The sequence below is a fragment of the Sediminimonas sp. genome, from assembly GCF_024637375.1.
Taxonomy (GTDB): Bacteria; Pseudomonadota; Alphaproteobacteria; order Rhodobacterales; family Rhodobacteraceae; genus Sediminimonas.
Window position 1 is genome coordinate 15,228 of sequence record NZ_JAGXFK010000088.1, and the last position, 16,314, is coordinate 31,541.

13 protein-coding genes are annotated in these 16,314 nt (G+C 65.1%); 4 read left to right on the forward strand and 9 right to left on the reverse strand.

Features of this window, described 5'->3' with window-relative positions:
- Nucleotides 1–79 precede the first annotated feature (79 nt).
- Entirely contained in the window at nucleotides 80–3,988 is a 3,909-nt protein-coding gene (locus tag Q0L89_RS13650) for a PAS domain S-box protein (RefSeq protein ID WP_296766155.1), read from the forward strand.
- 21 nt (nucleotides 3,989–4,009) lie between these two features.
- On the opposite strand, the gene Q0L89_RS13655 is transcribed toward Q0L89_RS13650, so the two are convergent.
- The 9 genes from Q0L89_RS13655 to ilvD form a co-directional block, all read right to left on the reverse strand.
- Nucleotides 4,010–4,357 (reverse strand): Hpt domain-containing protein, encoded by a 348-nt coding sequence (locus Q0L89_RS13655; RefSeq protein ID WP_296766158.1) that lies wholly within the window; start codon nucleotides 4,355–4,357, stop codon nucleotides 4,010–4,012.
- 22 nt (nucleotides 4,358–4,379) lie between these two features.
- Nucleotides 4,380–5,333, reverse strand: coding sequence for a response regulator (locus tag Q0L89_RS13660; protein ID WP_296766159.1), 954 nt, complete (start codon nucleotides 5,331–5,333; stop codon nucleotides 4,380–4,382).
- A 108-nt stretch (nucleotides 5,334–5,441) separates the two neighbouring features.
- Nucleotides 5,442–5,846, reverse strand: coding sequence for a response regulator (locus tag Q0L89_RS13665; RefSeq protein WP_296766162.1), 405 nt, complete (start codon nucleotides 5,844–5,846; stop codon nucleotides 5,442–5,444).
- 182 nt (nucleotides 5,847–6,028) lie between these two features.
- Nucleotides 6,029–6,934: a LysR family transcriptional regulator gene (locus Q0L89_RS13670; protein ID WP_296766164.1), complete on the reverse strand. Its 906-nt coding sequence runs from the start codon at nucleotides 6,932–6,934 to the stop codon at nucleotides 6,029–6,031.
- A gap of 145 nt (nucleotides 6,935–7,079) precedes the next feature.
- Nucleotides 7,080–9,107, reverse strand: coding sequence for an FAD-dependent oxidoreductase (locus tag Q0L89_RS13675; protein ID WP_296766166.1), 2,028 nt, complete (start codon nucleotides 9,105–9,107; stop codon nucleotides 7,080–7,082).
- An 83-nt stretch (nucleotides 9,108–9,190) separates the two neighbouring features.
- A complete protein-coding gene (locus tag Q0L89_RS13680) occupies nucleotides 9,191–9,568 on the reverse strand; it encodes a hypothetical protein (protein ID WP_296766168.1) in 378 nt (125 codons plus the stop codon).
- Nucleotides 9,569–9,620: 52 nt separating this feature from the next.
- Entirely contained in the window at nucleotides 9,621–10,394 is a 774-nt protein-coding gene (locus Q0L89_RS13685; RefSeq protein ID WP_296766170.1) for a DUF6478 family protein, read from the reverse strand.
- Nucleotides 10,395–10,472: 78 nt separating this feature from the next.
- Nucleotides 10,473–11,072 carry a hypothetical protein gene (locus tag Q0L89_RS13690; protein ID WP_296766173.1) on the reverse strand — a complete coding sequence of 200 codons (600 nt, stop codon included), beginning with the start codon at nucleotides 11,070–11,072 and terminating at the stop codon, nucleotides 10,473–10,475.
- Nucleotides 11,073–11,130: 58 nt separating this feature from the next.
- Nucleotides 11,131–12,888 (reverse strand): dihydroxy-acid dehydratase, encoded by a 1,758-nt coding sequence (gene ilvD, locus Q0L89_RS13695; RefSeq protein ID WP_296766175.1) that lies wholly within the window; start codon nucleotides 12,886–12,888, stop codon nucleotides 11,131–11,133.
- Between the two features lie 166 nt (nucleotides 12,889–13,054).
- On the opposite strand from ilvD, the gene Q0L89_RS13700 reads away from it, so the two are divergent.
- The 3 genes from Q0L89_RS13700 (at nucleotide 13,055) to Q0L89_RS13710 (ending at nucleotide 16,262) form a co-directional block, all read left to right on the forward strand.
- Nucleotides 13,055–13,942 (forward strand): type II CAAX endopeptidase family protein, encoded by an 888-nt coding sequence (locus tag Q0L89_RS13700; protein ID WP_296766178.1) that lies wholly within the window; start codon nucleotides 13,055–13,057, stop codon nucleotides 13,940–13,942.
- 68 nt (nucleotides 13,943–14,010) lie between these two features.
- Nucleotides 14,011–14,991 carry an acetyl-CoA carboxylase, carboxyltransferase subunit beta gene (gene accD / locus Q0L89_RS13705; protein WP_296766180.1) on the forward strand — a complete coding sequence of 327 codons (981 nt, stop codon included), beginning with the start codon at nucleotides 14,011–14,013 and terminating at the stop codon, nucleotides 14,989–14,991.
- Nucleotides 14,988–16,262, forward strand: a complete 1,275-nt coding sequence (locus Q0L89_RS13710; RefSeq protein WP_296766183.1) for a folylpolyglutamate synthase/dihydrofolate synthase family protein — start codon at nucleotides 14,988–14,990, stop codon at nucleotides 16,260–16,262. The genes accD and Q0L89_RS13710 overlap by 4 nt, the downstream gene beginning before the upstream one ends.
- The last annotated feature ends 52 nt before the right edge of the window (nucleotides 16,263–16,314 follow it).

The following is a 16,314-nucleotide window of genomic DNA, read 5'->3' on the forward strand; positions in this document are numbered from 1 at the left end:
GCCGGCGAGCAGGCCGGATCGAGCGGACCGAGGCACCTGAGCGATGGCATATTTCCCGGATTCCCTGACCCCCCACCGCGTGGGTGCTCTGCTGGGTGCATGCCCGGCCGAGGCGCGCGCGGCGTTGACCGATGCGCTTTCGGACCTGGGTGCGGCGCTTGGTGGCACGGCGCTTGTCGTCTTGGCTGATGGTTCGGCCATTGCCGCCGGCGAGGCGCCCGATGCCGGCGCGGCGCAGGCGCGTTTCATCACGCCATGGCGCGCGCGGCTCGCGCAGGGCGAAATGATCGACGCGGCGAACGGCGACGATGCGCAAGCCGCCGGCGGGCTATTAGTCATTCCGGCGCTCGAGGGCGGGCGGCTTGTTGGCGTTTTCGCCGCCGAACGCCAAGGGGCGCCAGGGGGCGATGCGGCCGAGGTTGCCCCGATGGCGCAGGGGCTGGTTCATGCATGGGCACGGATCGCTCGGCAGGATATGGGTGCAGACACGCCGGCAATGGCGCCGGATGCAGACGCGGCACCGCAGGCCGACCTGATGCTGGCGATCGAGACGATCGACGACGCCTTTGCCCTTTTCGGTGCCGATGACCGCCTGGTGATCTGCAACGAGCGCTACCGCGAGATATATGCCCTCACGGCGCCGGTCCTGAAACCCGGCGTCAGCTTCGATGAAATCGAGCGATTTGCCCTGAAACAGGGCCAGTTGGCCGATGGGATAGGGCGCGAAGAAGAATGGATGCGTGACCGTATGGCCGGTCGCAAGAGCCCCCAGCGTGACATGCTGCAAAGGCTGTCGAACGGGCGCGTCATCCGGGTGCGTGAACGGCGAACCGCCGATGGCGGGCTGATCGCGATTCACACCGACATCACTGAAATGGTCGAGACCGAGGAACGCCTTGCCAACGTGATCGAAGGCGCGCGCGTCGGGACATGGGAATTCGATTTGAAGACGGGCACCAACACCGTCAATGACCGCTGGTGGGAAATGCTGGGTTACTCGCCGCAGGAGTCGGCGGCGCATTTGCTCGAAAGGTTCTGGGAGCTTTGTCACGAAGACGATCACGCCAAGATCGAGGCAGCGCTGGAGGACTGCGTCGACGGTGAAAAAGATGGGTACACTGTCGAGTTCCGCATGCGCCACAAGACCGACGGCTGGGTCTGGGTGCAATCTCGCGGTCAAGTGCTCAGGCGAGACGGGCAAGGCAAGGCTTCGCTGCTGGCCGGTATCCACCTGGATGTTTCCGACGATCGGGCGTCGCGTGACAGGATGGAGCGGCGCGAGGCCCTGTTTCGCCACATCTACGACATCGCGCCCAACGGAATCATGCAACTTGATTTCAAGACCGGGGAAGTCCTGCATTCGAACGCGACGATGGGGCAAATTACCGGCCATACGCGCGAAGAACTGCGCAACATGAGCTTTCCCGATCTGATGGCCGAAAGCGACGACATGCCGCCGATCCACCATTTCATCAAGGAGATGAACGAAACCGGGGGGTTCGCCCCGATCGAAGTACAGTACCGCCACAAGTCGGGCAGGACCATCCCGGTCGAGGTGCGCGGTGCTATCGCCGAAGACCCCAGGGGCCGCAAGACGGTCTGGTGTTTCGTGATCGACCTGACGGACCGTGTCGCGCGCGAGAACGAGCGCATCGCCGCGGCCGAGGCCGCGCGCACCGCCCACGAGACGCTGACCACCGCGATCGAGGCCTTGCCGGACGGGTTCGTCCTGCTCGATTCCGAGGACCGGCTGGTTCTGTTCAACAGCACCTACCGTGATCTATACCCCGAGATACGCGATGAGGTCGCGATCGGGCGCAAGATATCGGACATTCAAAAGGCCGGGGCCAAGGCCGGCATTTACGCCGGTGCCCAAGGCGATGCGCGGAAGTGGCTGGACGAGCTGCGCGAGGAGGCGCTGCCAGCGGATCGCGACATTCTGCTGGACTTGGCGGATGGGCGTACCATCCGCCTGATCGAGCGGGTTACGCCCACGGGCGGGCGCGTTGGCCTGCGCATCGACGTCACCGACATCGTCGAGGCCGAACGCCGCCTCGCCGATATCATCAGCGGCGCGCAGGTCGGCACCTTTCATACCTACCTGCGCGAGGGGGCCGGCACGGTCAACGATCTGTGGGCCACGATGCTGGGTTACACGCCCGAGGAACTGTCAGGCTTGACCCTGTCGCAGTTGCGCGATCTGGCCCATCCCGACGACATCGCCACGCTGGAGGCCGAGACAGACTGCATCGCACAAGGGCAGGAGGAGTTCGCCGACGAGTTGCGCTTGCGCCACAAGGAAGGCCACTACGTCTGGGTGCTGCGTCGGGGCCGGGTGACCCACCGGGCATCGAACGGGCAGGCGCTGGCGATTTCCGGTGTGCACATCAACATCAACGAGCAGAAAGCGCGTGAAGAGGCCCTTGCCGAGGCCAAGGCCGAACTGGAAGCGACGATCACCGAGCGCGACCTCGCCGAGCAGCGTTTCTACGACATTTCCAGCGTGTCGGACAACTGGTATTGGGAACAGGGGCCGGACCTGCGGTTCACGTTCATTTCGGAAAGCGTCACCCGCGCGACCGGGGCGGCGTCGGACGTATTCTACGGCAAGACCCGCGAGGAGATGATGGCCGGCAACCCGGTCGCACAGGCCGCGGCTGATTGGGGCAGCCTGGCGAAAAAGCTCGAGGCGCGCGAGTCGTTCCGCGATTTCACCTACCTGATGCCGCGGCAGGGGTCGGGCGGCGACCGCTGGTTCCGCATATCGGGGGCGCCGGTTTATGACGAGGCGGGCGAGTTTACAGGCTATCGCGGCGTCGGCGCGGACGTGACCGAACTGGTCGAGGCGACCGAGCATGCGGAGGCGGCCAACAAGGCCAAGTCGCAATTCCTGGCCAACATGAGCCACGAAATCCGCACGCCGCTCAACGGTGTGCTGGGGATGGCGGAGTTGCTGGAAACACAGCTCACCGACCCCGAACAGCACCGCATGATCGCGCTGATCCGGCAGTCGGGCGAGGCGCTTCTCAACATTCTCAACGACCTGCTCGACATGTCCAAGATCGAGGCCGGGCGCCTTGACCTCGAAAAGGCGCCGTTCAGGAGCGACGCGCTGGCCAAGCGGCTGGAGGGCATTCATACCCTCAAGGCCGAGGAAAAGGGCCTGGCGCTGGATGTGATGATCGGTTCGGGCGCCGACCTGCCGCGCATGGGCGATGCGCATCGGGTGCAGCAGATCCTGCACAACCTGCTGAGCAACGCCATAAAGTTCACCGAATCCGGCGGCGTCACGTTGACGGTATCGGGCCGTGCCGGGTACCCGTTGAAAATTTCCGTCGAGGATAGCGGCATCGGCATGACAGAGGATCAGGCCGCACGCCTGTTCGAGGATTTCACCCAGGCCGACAGCTCGATCTCGCGACGGTTCGGCGGCACCGGGTTGGGCATGTCCATCGTGCGGCAACTGGTGGTGCTCATGGGTGGCGACATCGCGGTGCAGAGCATGCCGGACGAGGGCACCACTGTTACCGTGACCCTGCCTCTGGAGATGGCCGCGCCGCAAGCCGATGTGCCGGCAGCCGCCGCGCCGGAACAGGAGGTGTCGTTCGAGGGGCGGCGTGTTCTGGCGGCCGACGACAACGCCGCCAATCGCGAGATACTTGCGGCGATGCTGAAACGCCTCGGGGTGAGCGCGACACTCGTGAATGACGGGCAACAAGCGGTGGATGCCGTGCGCGAGGGAGACTTCGACCTGATCCTTCTGGACATATCCATGCCGGTCAAGGACGGGATGACGGCGCTCGGAGAAATTCGCGCGCTGGAAAGCGAAGCAGGCAGGGCACCGACCCCGATTGTCGCCGTGACCGCGAATGCGATGGCCCACCAGGTGGCCGAATACGTGATCGCAGGGTTTGATTCGCACGTGCCCAAACCCTTTGGCCTTCGGGATTTGCAGCAGGCCCTGTCCGCCCTTCTGGCGCCGCGGTAGAGGCGGCGCCGCGCGCCGGCATCAATCGTCGAGGCGACTTTCCAGAAGGTCGAGAAGCGGTTCCAGCTCTGCCGTGACAGACGCCAGTTTTCGGGCACTTGGCGCGGTTTCGGTGCGGCTGGTGATCACGCTGCGTTCGACCCTGCCGGCTAGTTCCCCGATCTCGTCAAAGCCCACCGACCCGGCGAGACCGGAAATCCTGTGGGCCAGCTTGCCGATTTCGTCGAGGGCCGGCTGCGCGTTCTCGTCTCGCGCGGCCTGCTTTTTCAGCGCTTCGAAAGACAGAATGTGCCCTTCCAGCGCGTCGATGAACCGGGCCCTGACCGGGGCCAGCGCCCGTTCGAGCATCGCGTCGTCCTGAACCGTCATATCCTGTGCCCTGTCTTCGATGTTATGGCAGCGCGCGTTTCCACGCTGGTTCGGGCAGCGTGTCACCGGCCTTTTGGGCAAGGGCGATGGCGCGTGTCAGCAACTGGTCGGCGCGGGTCAGCGAAAAGATGTTGCTGCGAACGGGCGTGCCCACGCGCAGTCGCGGCATGGGCAGGCCGTCGGCCTCGTACAGCCCGGTGAAGTCGGCCAGCGCGAGGCGCGCCTCGTCTTCGATCTCCTCGTGGTCGACTTCGCTCACCCGGGGCAGAAGGCAGATGAAATCCCCACCGCCAGCATGCGCGAACATCAGGTTGTGCGCCTTCATGACTTCGAAGATCACGGTCGCCACGTCGCCCAGCATGTATTCGAATTGCGGCCCTTGGGCGCGCCGGTAGATCGCCGCTGCATTCTCGATATGAAACCCCAGTGCCGCGGTCGAGAAGATTTGCTTGCGCCCCAGGGTCAGCACGTAGTTTTCCAGCGCCAGATATTCGACCAGTCCGCCGATGCCTTCCAGGAACAAGGGGGTCTCGAAGGCGGGCGCCTGGTGCTGTTCGGCGCCTTGTGCCACGGCATTGGCCGCTTTGACGCGCTGTCGTTCGGCAACGAGCCGTTCGACCATCCCCATGCGCGCCTTCATGTCGATCCTGTCGAGCGGCTTGTTGATGTAGTCGGTCGCCCCGGCGGCAAAGGCGGCGTCGATGGATTCACGCTCGGATACGCGAGTCAGCATCAGGATCGGCGTGCGGCGGTAGGCCGCCTTTTCGCGCGTTGCCGCGACAAGCGCGATACCGTCCATTTCGGGCATCTGGATGTCGAACACGAAGCAATCGAAAGGCGGATCGGCGCTGTCCATCGCGGCGAGTGCCTCGGCACCGGAGTGGGCGAGGGTAACGTCGACATAACCGAGCTGCCGCAAAGATGTCTGAACGACTTCCAGCAGGAGCGGTTCGTCATCTACGGCGAGAATTCTCATTTTGACCTCATTTTCGACTGCACGTCGGCGGCGCACTGCTCTACCAAAGGTTGATATTAAATGCCGAATAAGTCAATTTTTTGGCAATTTCATCAAACCCGGTAGGGCTTATTCAAGAAACGGCGTCACCGCTTCGAGAAATGTCCTCGGCTGAACGGGCTTGGACATATAGCATTCCCGCGGAATATGCACGCCTTGGCTTTCGAGTTCATCCAGGCTCGAGGCCGAGAGCAGCATCACCCGTGTATCGGAATTGATGTTGCGGGACGCGCGCAGATGCCGGAACAGTTTGTCGCCCGCCAGTTCCGGCAGGTTCTGATCGGTGAGGATCAGGTCGAAATGCTCGGTGAGCGCCTGCATCAAGGCTTCGCGGCCATCCGCGACCGAAACGATTTCAACGCCGTCGAAGCCACCGAGAAGGTTCGAAAACAACTCGCATGTGATCGGGTCATCCTCCGCGATCAGTACGCGTCGGCGCGCTTGACGATTTTCAGCCGCTGCACTCATATCCATTAACAAGTCTCATGCTCGGGTGGAGGCAAAGCGCTCCGCTATCGCACGCGAACAATACAAAGGGGCGTCTCGCAAATGCACAATTTCTGGTATGCTAGGCAAAAGTTAACGAAACTAATGTCAGGCAAATGTGACTCAGTCAATGTTTTTAACGTTTCGCAACACCTGGGCGGGGCGAGACCCTACCAGCTGTTCGGCCCCTTGCCGGCGAAGGCATGCGCCAGAAAATCGATGAACGCGCGCACTTTCGGTTGCGTGAACCGTCCCGGCGGGTAGACCGCGTAGATGCCTTGCGTCTCGACCGGGAGATCGGGGATTGCATCCTCGACCAACCCGTCGCGCATCGCGTCCGAGTAGAGAAAGCACGGCAGGTAGGCGATACCCAGCCCCGAGATGCAGGCATTCAGCAAGGACTGCCCGTCATTGACGCTGAGCCAACCCGCGGTGCGAACCTGCCGTTTCTCGCCGGAGGGGGCTGTCAGCTTCCACAAGTTGCCGTTCGACTGGTTGGAATAGTGCAGCAGCTTGTGCTCGTTCAAGTCGTCGATCTTTTTCGGGCGGCCGTATTTCTCGAAATAGTCGGGGCTGGCGATCATCCGCCTGGTCGTTTCGGTCAGCTTGCGCGCGCGCAGGCTGCTGTCCTCCAACTCCCCGATGCGTACAGCCATGTCGAACCCTTCGCTGATCAGTTCGACATAGCGGTTGTTGAGCACCATGTTGACGGTGATGTCGGGGAACTCGGCCAGGAATTCGCCCAGCACCGGCGACAGGTGGTTGACGCCGAAATCCGTCGCGACGCTGATACGCAACTGGCCGCACGGGTCGGATTGCATCGAACTGACAAGCGCGTCGGCCTCGCCGGCATCGGTGAGCACGCGCCGCGCCCGGTCGTAATAGGCCAGCCCGATCTCGGTGGGGCTGACGCGCCGCGTGGTCCGGTTGAGCAGCCGCGCGCCGAGGCGCGCCTCAAGGCTGGAGACATGCTTCGAGACGGCGGACTTGGAAATACCCATTTTTCTTGCCGCATCGGTAAAACCGCCTTGATCAACGACCGTGGCGAATGCCTCCATTTCCGTCAGTCGATCCATCACTCGCTACCCTCTGCTTTTGCGCTTCAGGGCAGTTATCGCCGGAAAATCGGGCAGCACTGCGGCATCAGGTAGACAATATCACGGTACTGACTGGATCGTTGTTGCGCGGGAAACAGGCCGATTGTGCACCCCGACCGGGGCGTCACAGCGTTGCCGCCAGCCGCGTGCCCTGGTCGATGGCGCGTTTCGCGTCCAATTCGGCAGCCACGTCTGCGCCGCCGATGACGTGTACGCACACGCCGCGCGCGGCCAGGGCATCGGCCAGTTCACGTCGACTTTCCTGCCCGGTGCACAGCACCACCGTGTCTGCCGCGATCACGCGCGGGGTTTCCCGCGCTTCACCAAAGCTGACATGCAGGCCGGTATCGTCGATGCGTTCGTAGTTGACGCCGCTGAGCATCTCGACGCCCTTCATCCTCAGCGTCGCGCGGTGGATCCAGCCGGTAGTCTTGCCCAGACGCTTGCCCGGGCGTTCCGCCTTGCGTTGCAACATCGTGACCTGTCGCGCCGGCGGTGCGGGGTGCGGCCCCTCGAGCGCCAACCCGCTGCGGGCGTGTGCCGGGTCGGTCACGCCCCACTCGCGCATCCATTCGGGCAGGTTTTCGGTCGGGCCGGGGTGGTCCTGTGTCAGGTATTCGGCCACGTCGAACCCGATTCCGCCGGCGCCGACAATGGCCACGCGCGGCCCCACCGGCGCCTGCTCCGCCAGCACGTCGACATAGGACAGAACGTTGTCGCGATCCTGGCCCGGGATGCCGGGGTCGCGGGGCGCCACCCCGGTGGCGATCACCACGTCGTCGAACGCATCCAGGTCATCGGCCTTTGCCTCGTGCCCAAGCCGCAGCGCGATATCGCAGTCGGCCAGCATCTGCTCGAACCATGACACGAGACCATGAAATTCTTCCTTGCCGGGGATCACGCGCGCCATGTTGAGTTGCCCGCCGATGCACGGGGCCTTGTCGAACAGAGTCACGCTATGGCCCCGCTCAGTGGCGGTGATCGCGGCGGCCAACCCGGCCGGCCCCGCGCCCACAACCGCCACGCGCCGCTGCAGAGGGGTCTTTTCGATCACCAGTTCGGTTTCGTGGCATGCGCGTGGGTTGACCAGGCAGGACGAAATCCTGCCGCTGAACGTGTGGTCGAGGCAGGCCTGGTTGCAAGCAATGCAGGGCGCGATCCGGTCGGGCCGACCCGCCGCTGCCTTGGCCACGAAATCGGCGTCGGCCAGAAGCGGCCGCGCCATCGACACCATGTCGGCGCAGCCCTCGGCCAGAACCTTTTCGGCCACCCCGGGTGTGTTGATCCGGTTCGAGGTGATCAGCGGGATGCCAACCTTGCCCATCAACTTCTTCGTCACCCAGGCGAAGGCTGCGCGCGGTACCGAGGTGGCGATGGTCGGGATGCGCGCCTCGTGCCAGCCGATGCCGGTATTGATGATGCTGGCGCCGGCCTTTTCGATTTCGCGTGCCAGTTGCACCACCTCGTCGAAGGTGGAGCCATCGGGCACCAGGTCGATCATGCTGAGCCGGTAGATCAGGATGAAATCCGCGCCCGCCTTTTGACGCGCGCGGCGTACCGCCTCGATCGCCACGCGCATCCGGTTTTCATATGATCCGCCCCAGTCGTCGCTGCGCTTGTTGGTGTGACGCACCAGGAACTGGTTGATGAAATAGCCCTCTGACCCCATCACCTCGACCCCGTCATAGCCCGCCTCGCGCGCGCGGGCGGCGGCAGTCGCGACGTCGTCGATCTGCTTGCGAATGCCGGCTTCGCCCAGTTCCTTTGGCGGGAACGGCGAGATCGGCGACTTGATCGGCGAGGCAGACACGCAATCGGGTGAATAGGCGTAGCGCCCGGCATGCAGGATCTGCATGGCGATGCGGCCGCCGGCATCGTGCACGCGGTCGGTGACAATGCGGTGGTTGGCAATGTCGTCGCCGTCGAACAGCCCCGCGGCGCCGGGAAAGACCCCGCCTTCGGCATTGGGGGCCATGCCCCCGGTGACCATCAGGCCGACGCCGCCGCGTGCCCGTGCGGCGTAGAATTCGGCGACGCGATTCCAGTCCTTCGTTTCTTCCAGCCCGGTATGCATCGAGCCCATGAGAACGCGGTTCTTGAGCGTCACATGGCCCAGATCGAGCGGCGCAAGCAGATGGGGATAATCGGTCATGGCGGGCCTCCGGCTGTCGGCGCCACTGTGCCGGCGCCACCAGCGCCTGTCACGCGCGACATCGCGTCAAGTGGTAGTCCGGGCTACATCGTCTCAAGGCAGTGGCGGCGGAAGGCGGCCTTCAGCATGTCGAGTTCCTCGCGCAGCAGGTTGACCTGGGCGCGGATGTCGTCGCCCATGACCTCGCCGGCGATGAAGGCAAAACTGCCCAGCACCGTATCGTCGTCAAGATCGCGGATCACGAAAGTCTGGACGCCGTCGCTGAGCGCCTCGCGCGGGACGGGCACGCGCAGCGCCCAGTAGTCAGCCTGCGGCGGGCGCACGAGTTCAACCCCGTCAACGCGCCGATCCAGGTGCGTGACCGCGATATTGGGCTTGTCGGGATTGGGCCTGGAGGTGGTGATCGCCCCTTCCCATGCCCCTTCGAAAAGGCGCGTCGGCGTCAGTTTCAGATCGCTCATTTCGCTCGTCTCCCTTTCGCGGTCGTCTTGGAACCCGATGCTTTCTGCCGCGCTACATCTCGGCGCGCGGATAGCGGCAGAACGTGAGGTCGCGCAGCACCACCTGGTTCATCTGCGGCCCCTCGAAGATCAGGTCGACCCATGCCTTTTCGACCCGTTTCTCGTTGAGGTCGGTATAGGCAAGGTCGAACTCGACCATGACTTCCTCTTCGTTGAGCGGCAGTTCGCGGACGATCTGTTCGGTGTTGGGCCCATGCTTGACGTTGAGTCGCGCGAAAATCTCCAGCGGGCTTTCCATCTCGACGATGCTGTCGAGCCGCAGCAAGTGCTTTCGCTTCAGCCCGTCCGCCGCCGATTGCGGCAGGTCCACTACCACCGACAGGAACGAGCCATCAAAGCGGAACACGTCCATGTGCAGGCCATATGGGGCGAGATCGGCCTCGCGCCGGTTGCGAATTTGCCGCAGCGTCAATTCCGAGCGTTCGCAATCGTGAAAAACAGTCACCTCGTCGCCCAGCATCGATTTGCTTTGCACGGACGACAGGCCCGGCACGGCAAGCGGGCCGCGCCACAATTCGGGCCGCCACGACCAATCCGTGCCCGGCGGTCGGCGAAAGGCGTTGGAGCCGACCACCGGCAGCGCCAGGCGGCTGTCCGCGACGTGGATCAATTCGTTGAGGTGAAACCGCAGTTGCCGCGCGCGGCCTCGTTGCGCGCGTAGCTGCGGCAGATCGGCTTTCGGGGCGGCGCGGGCGGCGCGCGCCCAGCGTTGCAAGGCCGCGCCATGGACCAGTTTCCTGACGATACCACCGCCCTGCTTTACCATCGACCGATATCCCGCTTGCCTGCCTTGCCCCAGTCATAACCCAACAGTGCCCGCTTGAACAAATGCCCAGTCGGCTTTTTATTCCGCCTTGTCATTTTCTGTATGGTCTGCCTGCGCGGGCGGGGGTTCGGGGCTTGCCTTGCGGATGCGGCGCGCCAAGGCGCGCAGCAGGTACTGGCCGCTTTCGCCGCTGATATTGCTGCCTTCCGCGCCATAGGCGGCCAGGCCGACGGTGTGGCCGTTCACCGCCATCATGGCGCGCCAATGGCGGCTGTCGCCGCTTCGCGTCACCGGTTCGGCGCTGTCGACGCGGAACAGAACCAGCCCGTTGTCCTCGATGCGTTCGAGAATCCGCTCTTCCCCGAGGGCGCGGGCGAGGCTGTCGCCGTCCGCCGGCACGCCGGTTTCCTCTCCAGCGGTCACCGAAATCGTCAGGATAGCGGGAGCGACCGGCACTGGCGCCGTATCCGAGTCGGTCAGCAGATCGCAGCGCCCAAGCAGCGCAAAGCCGCTTTCGGCGGAGGATTTGACGCTGCCGGGCTCCAGGCAGTAGCCGGTCGGCGCGGTCACGATCACCGCCCCGCCCACCAGGGCCGCCTCGCGCACCGCGGGCGCCGGGCGCCGCGATTCCAACCCGAGGCCAAGGCACCCCGCCGCCGTCACGGCGATCAGGACCATGGCCGCAAGGCGGGTCGCGATGCAGCGGATTGGCCACAGACGCCCGGTCCTCGATGGCTCAGAGGTCCATGTAGACATGCTTTTCGGCCTTGCCACCCGGATGGGTGACCGCGCCCTTGTAGGTTTCGCCGACAAGCTGCGCGTATTTCCACAGCGCGCCCGATGCATAGATTGTCTCGCGCGGGCCGGCCCAGTCTTGTTTGCGCGCCGCCAGTTCCTGGTCATCGAGGTCCACGCTGAGTTCGCCGGTCGTGGCGTCGATGGTGATGACATCGCCGGTTTCGATCAGGGCGATGGGGCCGCCGTGGGCTGCCTCCGGGCCGACGTGCCCGACGCAGAAGCCGCGGGTCGCGCCGGAAAACCGGCCATCTGTGATCAGCGCCACCTTCTTGCCCATGCCCTGGCCGCTTAGTGCGGCGGTGGTGGCCAGCATCTCGCGCATGCCGGGGCCGCCGGCGGGGCCTTCGTTGCGGATAACGATCACCTCGCCTTCCTCGTACTGGCGGGCCTTGACGGCCTCAAAGGCGTCTTCCTCGGATTCGAAGACGCGCGCGGGACCGACGAAACGCTGGTGCTGCGCGGGGATGCCGGCCACCTTCACGATGGCCCCGGTGGGGGCGAGGTTGCCCTTGAGGCCGACGACGCCGCCGGTCTTGGTGATCGGGTCGGAAATCGCATGGATCACGCGGCCATCCGCCTCGCGCGCGATCAGTTCAAGCTCCTCGCCGATGCTGCGGCCGCTGGCGGTGACGCAATCCTCGTGGATGAGGCCGGCCTTGCGCAGCTCCTTCATGACCACCGGAATGCCGCCCGCGTCGAAAAGATCCTTGGCCACGAATTGCCCGCCGGGCTTGAGGTCGACGAAATAGGGCGTATCGCGGAAAATCTCGCACACGTCCTCGAGGAAGAAATCGATTCCCGCCTCGTGGGCGATTGCGGGCAGGTGCAGCCCGGCATTGGTGCTGCCCCCGGTACAGGCCACCACGCGCGCGGCGTTCTCAAGGCTTTGCCGGGTGACCACGTCACGGGCGCGGATGTTGCGCTCGATCAGGTTCATCACCGCCTGACCCGACGCCTCGCCATACTGATCGCGGGATTCGTAGGGCGCCGGCATGCCCGAGCTGTTCATCAACGCCAGCCCGATCGCTTCGGACACACAGGCCATAGTGTTGGCGGTGAACTGCCCTCCGCAGGCCCCCGAAGAGGGGCAGGCCACGCGTTCGAGCATGTCGAGTGCCTTGTCGCTGAGTTCGTTGTTCTGGTGGCGGCCAACGGCCTCGAACATGTCCTGCACGGTCAGGTCGCGGGTGCGGAAATCCTCGGGGATTTCGTCGACCTGCGGCGCCTTGCCCGGCAGGATCGAGCCGCCGTAGATGAACACCGACGGCACGTTGAGCCGCACCATCGCCATCATCATTCCCGGCAGGCTCTTGTCGCAGCCCGCAAGCCCCACCAGCGCGTCATAGCCGTGGCCGCGCATGGTCAGTTCCACGGTGTCGGCGATCGCCTCGCGCGAGGCCAGCGAAGAGCGCATCCCTTCGTGCCCCATGGCGATGCCGTCGGTCACGGTGATGGTGGTGAACTCGCGCGGGGTGCCGTGGGCCTCCTTGACGCCCCCCTTGACCGCCTGCGCCTGGCGGCTGAGCGCGATGTTGCACGGCGCCGCCTCGTTCCAGCATGTCGCCACGCCGACAAACGGCTGATGGATCTCGCGCTCGCTGATTCCCATGGCGTAGTAGTAGGACCGATGCGGCGCCCGCTCCGGGCCCTCGGTGACATGCCGGCTGGGCAGTCTGGATTTGTCGAATTTCGTCATCGCGGCCTCCCGGGTAAGATTGTTGCAATCAGGGATAATGAACGCACCTGACAGGCACAAGGGACATTGCAGCGCCGGCGGCGACGCTGTTCAAGGCGGCGCGGCGCCCCTACATGGACAGCGGCGCAATGGTGCGCCGGATCACGACCGGACAAGGAACGGTGCGATGTCCTATCAGGCTCATGATGCGTTCGTCGCACCCGCCCGCCACCGGGCCGAGCTTTGGAGGCTTGGCGCGGGACTGGTAACAGGGGCGGTGATCGTCGTCGGCCTGGGCTGGGCGGTGCAGGCCATTGCGATGGCCGTGCTCAGCGCGCCGGGCTATGCGGATTTCCGCACCGCGGTCGCGTCGCCGCACACGCCGGCCGGGGCGCTTTACCTGCTGCTGTCGCTGGGGCTGCTGATCGTCGCGGCGGCGATGGTCGCCAATCAGATTCACGGTCGCGGGCTGCGCAGCCTGGTAGGGGCGCCGCGCATGGCCGGTCGGCAGTTCGTGCGCGTGCTGGCCTACCTTGTCGTGCTCTATACGGTGGTCTCGGCCTTGCCGCCTTGGGAGCTGCCCGCCCCGCTTGAGCCCGGCTTGCCGTCCGGTCTGTGGCTCGCGCTGTTGCCGCTGTCGCTGCTGGCCGTATTTGTGCAGACCTCGGCCGAGGAAATCGTGTTTCGCGGTTACATCCAGCAACAACTCGCCGCGCGATTTGGGTCTACGGCGATCTGGATGGCCGGCCCCGCGATCCTGTTCGCCGCGCTGCATTATCGGCCCGGGATGGGAAATGCGGGCTGGCTGTTCATGCTCTGGGCCGGTGTGTTCTCGGTCGCGGCGTCGGATATCACCGCGCGGGCGGGCACGCTCGGCCCGGCGATCGCGTTGCATTTCGCCTCGAACGTGGTGGCGATCGTGCTGGTCTCGGGCGACCCGGATCTGACCGGCCTGGCGTTGTGGCGCATGCAGATCGACATGACCGACCCGGCGGTGCTCTGGCCGGTGATGAGCATCGACCTGGCGATGCTGCTGGTCAGTTGGCTGGCCATTCGGCTGGCGTTGCGGCGCTGATTGCAATTCGCGGCCGCCCCGCTTATCTGTCGGGCCAGGTTGCGACTACCGATAAGGGCCCGGCGCCAATGAACTGGATCACCAACTACGTCCGCCCCCGGATCAACTCGATCTTCTCGCGCCGCGAGGTGCCGGAGAACCTTTGGTCGAAATGCGACGACTGCGGCTCCATGTTGTTTCACCGTGAACTCAAGGACAATCTGAACGTCTGCACCAATTGCGGCCATCACATGTCGATTTCGCCGCGTGCACGCTTTGCCGCGCTGTTCGACGGCGGCGCCTTCGCCGAGATCAAGGTGCCCGAGCCGCTGGCCGACCCGCTGCATTTCCGCGATCAGAAGAAATACCCCGACCGCCTGCGCGCGGCGCAAAAGTCCACCGGCGAGAAAGAGGCGATGCTGGTCGCCACCGGCGAAATGGGGCGCACCCCCATCGTGGCCGCCGCGCAGGACTTCAGCTTCATGGGCGGGTCCATGGGCATGTATGTGGGCAACGCCATCATTGCCGCCGCCGAAGAAGCGGTGAAGCTGAAGCGCCCGCTGGTTCTGTTCTCGGCGGCTGGCGGCGCGCGCATGCAGGAGGGTATCCTGAGCCTGATGCAGATGCCGCGCACCACGGTTGCGGTCGAGATGCTCAAGGAGGCCGGACTTCCCTACATCGTGGTGCTGACCCATCCCACCACGGGCGGGGTGACGGCGTCATATGCGATGCTGGGCGACGTACACATTGCCGAGCCGAACGCGCTGATCTGCTTTGCCGGGCCGCGGGTGATCGAGCAGACCATCGGCGAGAAGCTGCCCGAAGGGTTTCAGCGCGCCGAATACCTGCTGGATCACGGCATGCTCGACCGGGTCACCCCGCGTACCAAGATGCGCGACGAACTGATCACCATCATCCGCATGCTGCTGAACGAGCCGCCCGCCGTGCGCGGCGATCTGCCGGCGCCCGAGACGTCCGCCGTCGCCGCCGGCACGGCCCCGGCGCTCACTGGCGGGGCGGCGCAGCCCGACACGGCCAAGGCACCTGCCGACAAGACACCCAGGAAATGAGCGCGGCGACATCGGACGTCATCCTGGAGCGGATGATGGCGTTGCATCCCAAGGTCATTGACCTGACGCTCGACCGCGTCTGGCATCTGCTTGCCGCGCTTGACCACCCCGAGCGACGCTTGCCGCCGGTGATCCATATCGCCGGGACAAACGGCAAGGGCAGCACGCTGGCAATGCTGCGCGCGGGGCTTGAAGGGGCCGGCCTGCGCGCCCATGCCTATACCTCGCCCCACCTTGCGCGGTTTCACGAACGTATCAGGTTGGCCGACGAACTGATCTCGGAAGCCGACCTGGCGGCGGCGCTGGATGAATGCTACGCCGCCAATGGCGATGCGCCGATCACCTATTTCGAGATCACCACCTGTGCCGCGCTTCTGGCCTTCTCGCGCATGCCGGCGGACTATACGCTGCTGGAGGTCGGGCTGGGCGGGCGGCTGGATGCCACCAATGTCGTGGCGCGGCCGGCCCTGACTATCGTCACGCCGGTGTCAATGGATCACGAGGGCTTCCTTGGCGATACGCTGGAGAAAATAGCGGCCGAGAAAGCCGGGATCATCAAGCGCGGCGTGCCTTGCGTGGTCGGCCCGCAGGCGCCCGAGGCGCTGGCGGTGATCGAAAAGACTGCCGCCCGGCTTGGCGCGCCCCTGCTGGCCCATGGCCAGCATTGGTGCGTCTTCGAGGAACGCGGGCGGATGATTTACCATGACGAGTCGGGCCTCATGGACCTGCCGTTGCCCAACCTGCCCGGCGTGCATCAGGTCGAGAATGCCGGCGCGGCGCTGGCTGCCTTGCGCCACCTGGGCTTTGCCGAACCCGCTTGCGAGGCGGCGGTGACGCGCGCCGAGTGGCCCGCGCGGATGCAGCGGTTGCGCCGCGGCCCGCTGGTGCAGGCCGCGCCCCGGGCCGAGTTGTGGCTCGACGGCGGTCACAACCCGGCGGCGGGCCGGGCGCTTGCGTCGCACCTGGCCAGCCTGCCGGCGCGGCCCACGCACCTGGTCTGCGGCATGCTCAACACCAAGGATGTCGGCGGCTACCTGCGCCCGCTGGCGGACGTGGCCGACAGCCTGACTGCGGTGCCGATCCCCGGCGAGGCGAACACCCTGCCGGTTGCGGATACCGCCGCGGTCGCCCGTACCGTCGGGTTTGACGCGGGCACCGCCGACAGCGTCGGCGCGGCGCTGGCGTCGATCGCCGCCCACAGCCCGGATGCGCGGATTCTGATCTGCGGGTCGCTCTACCTTGCCGGGCGCGTGCTGCAGCAAAACGGCTGACTGAAACGAATCGAATCACTTTCTGTTGACTGATTCGATTCGTTGCGGCTAT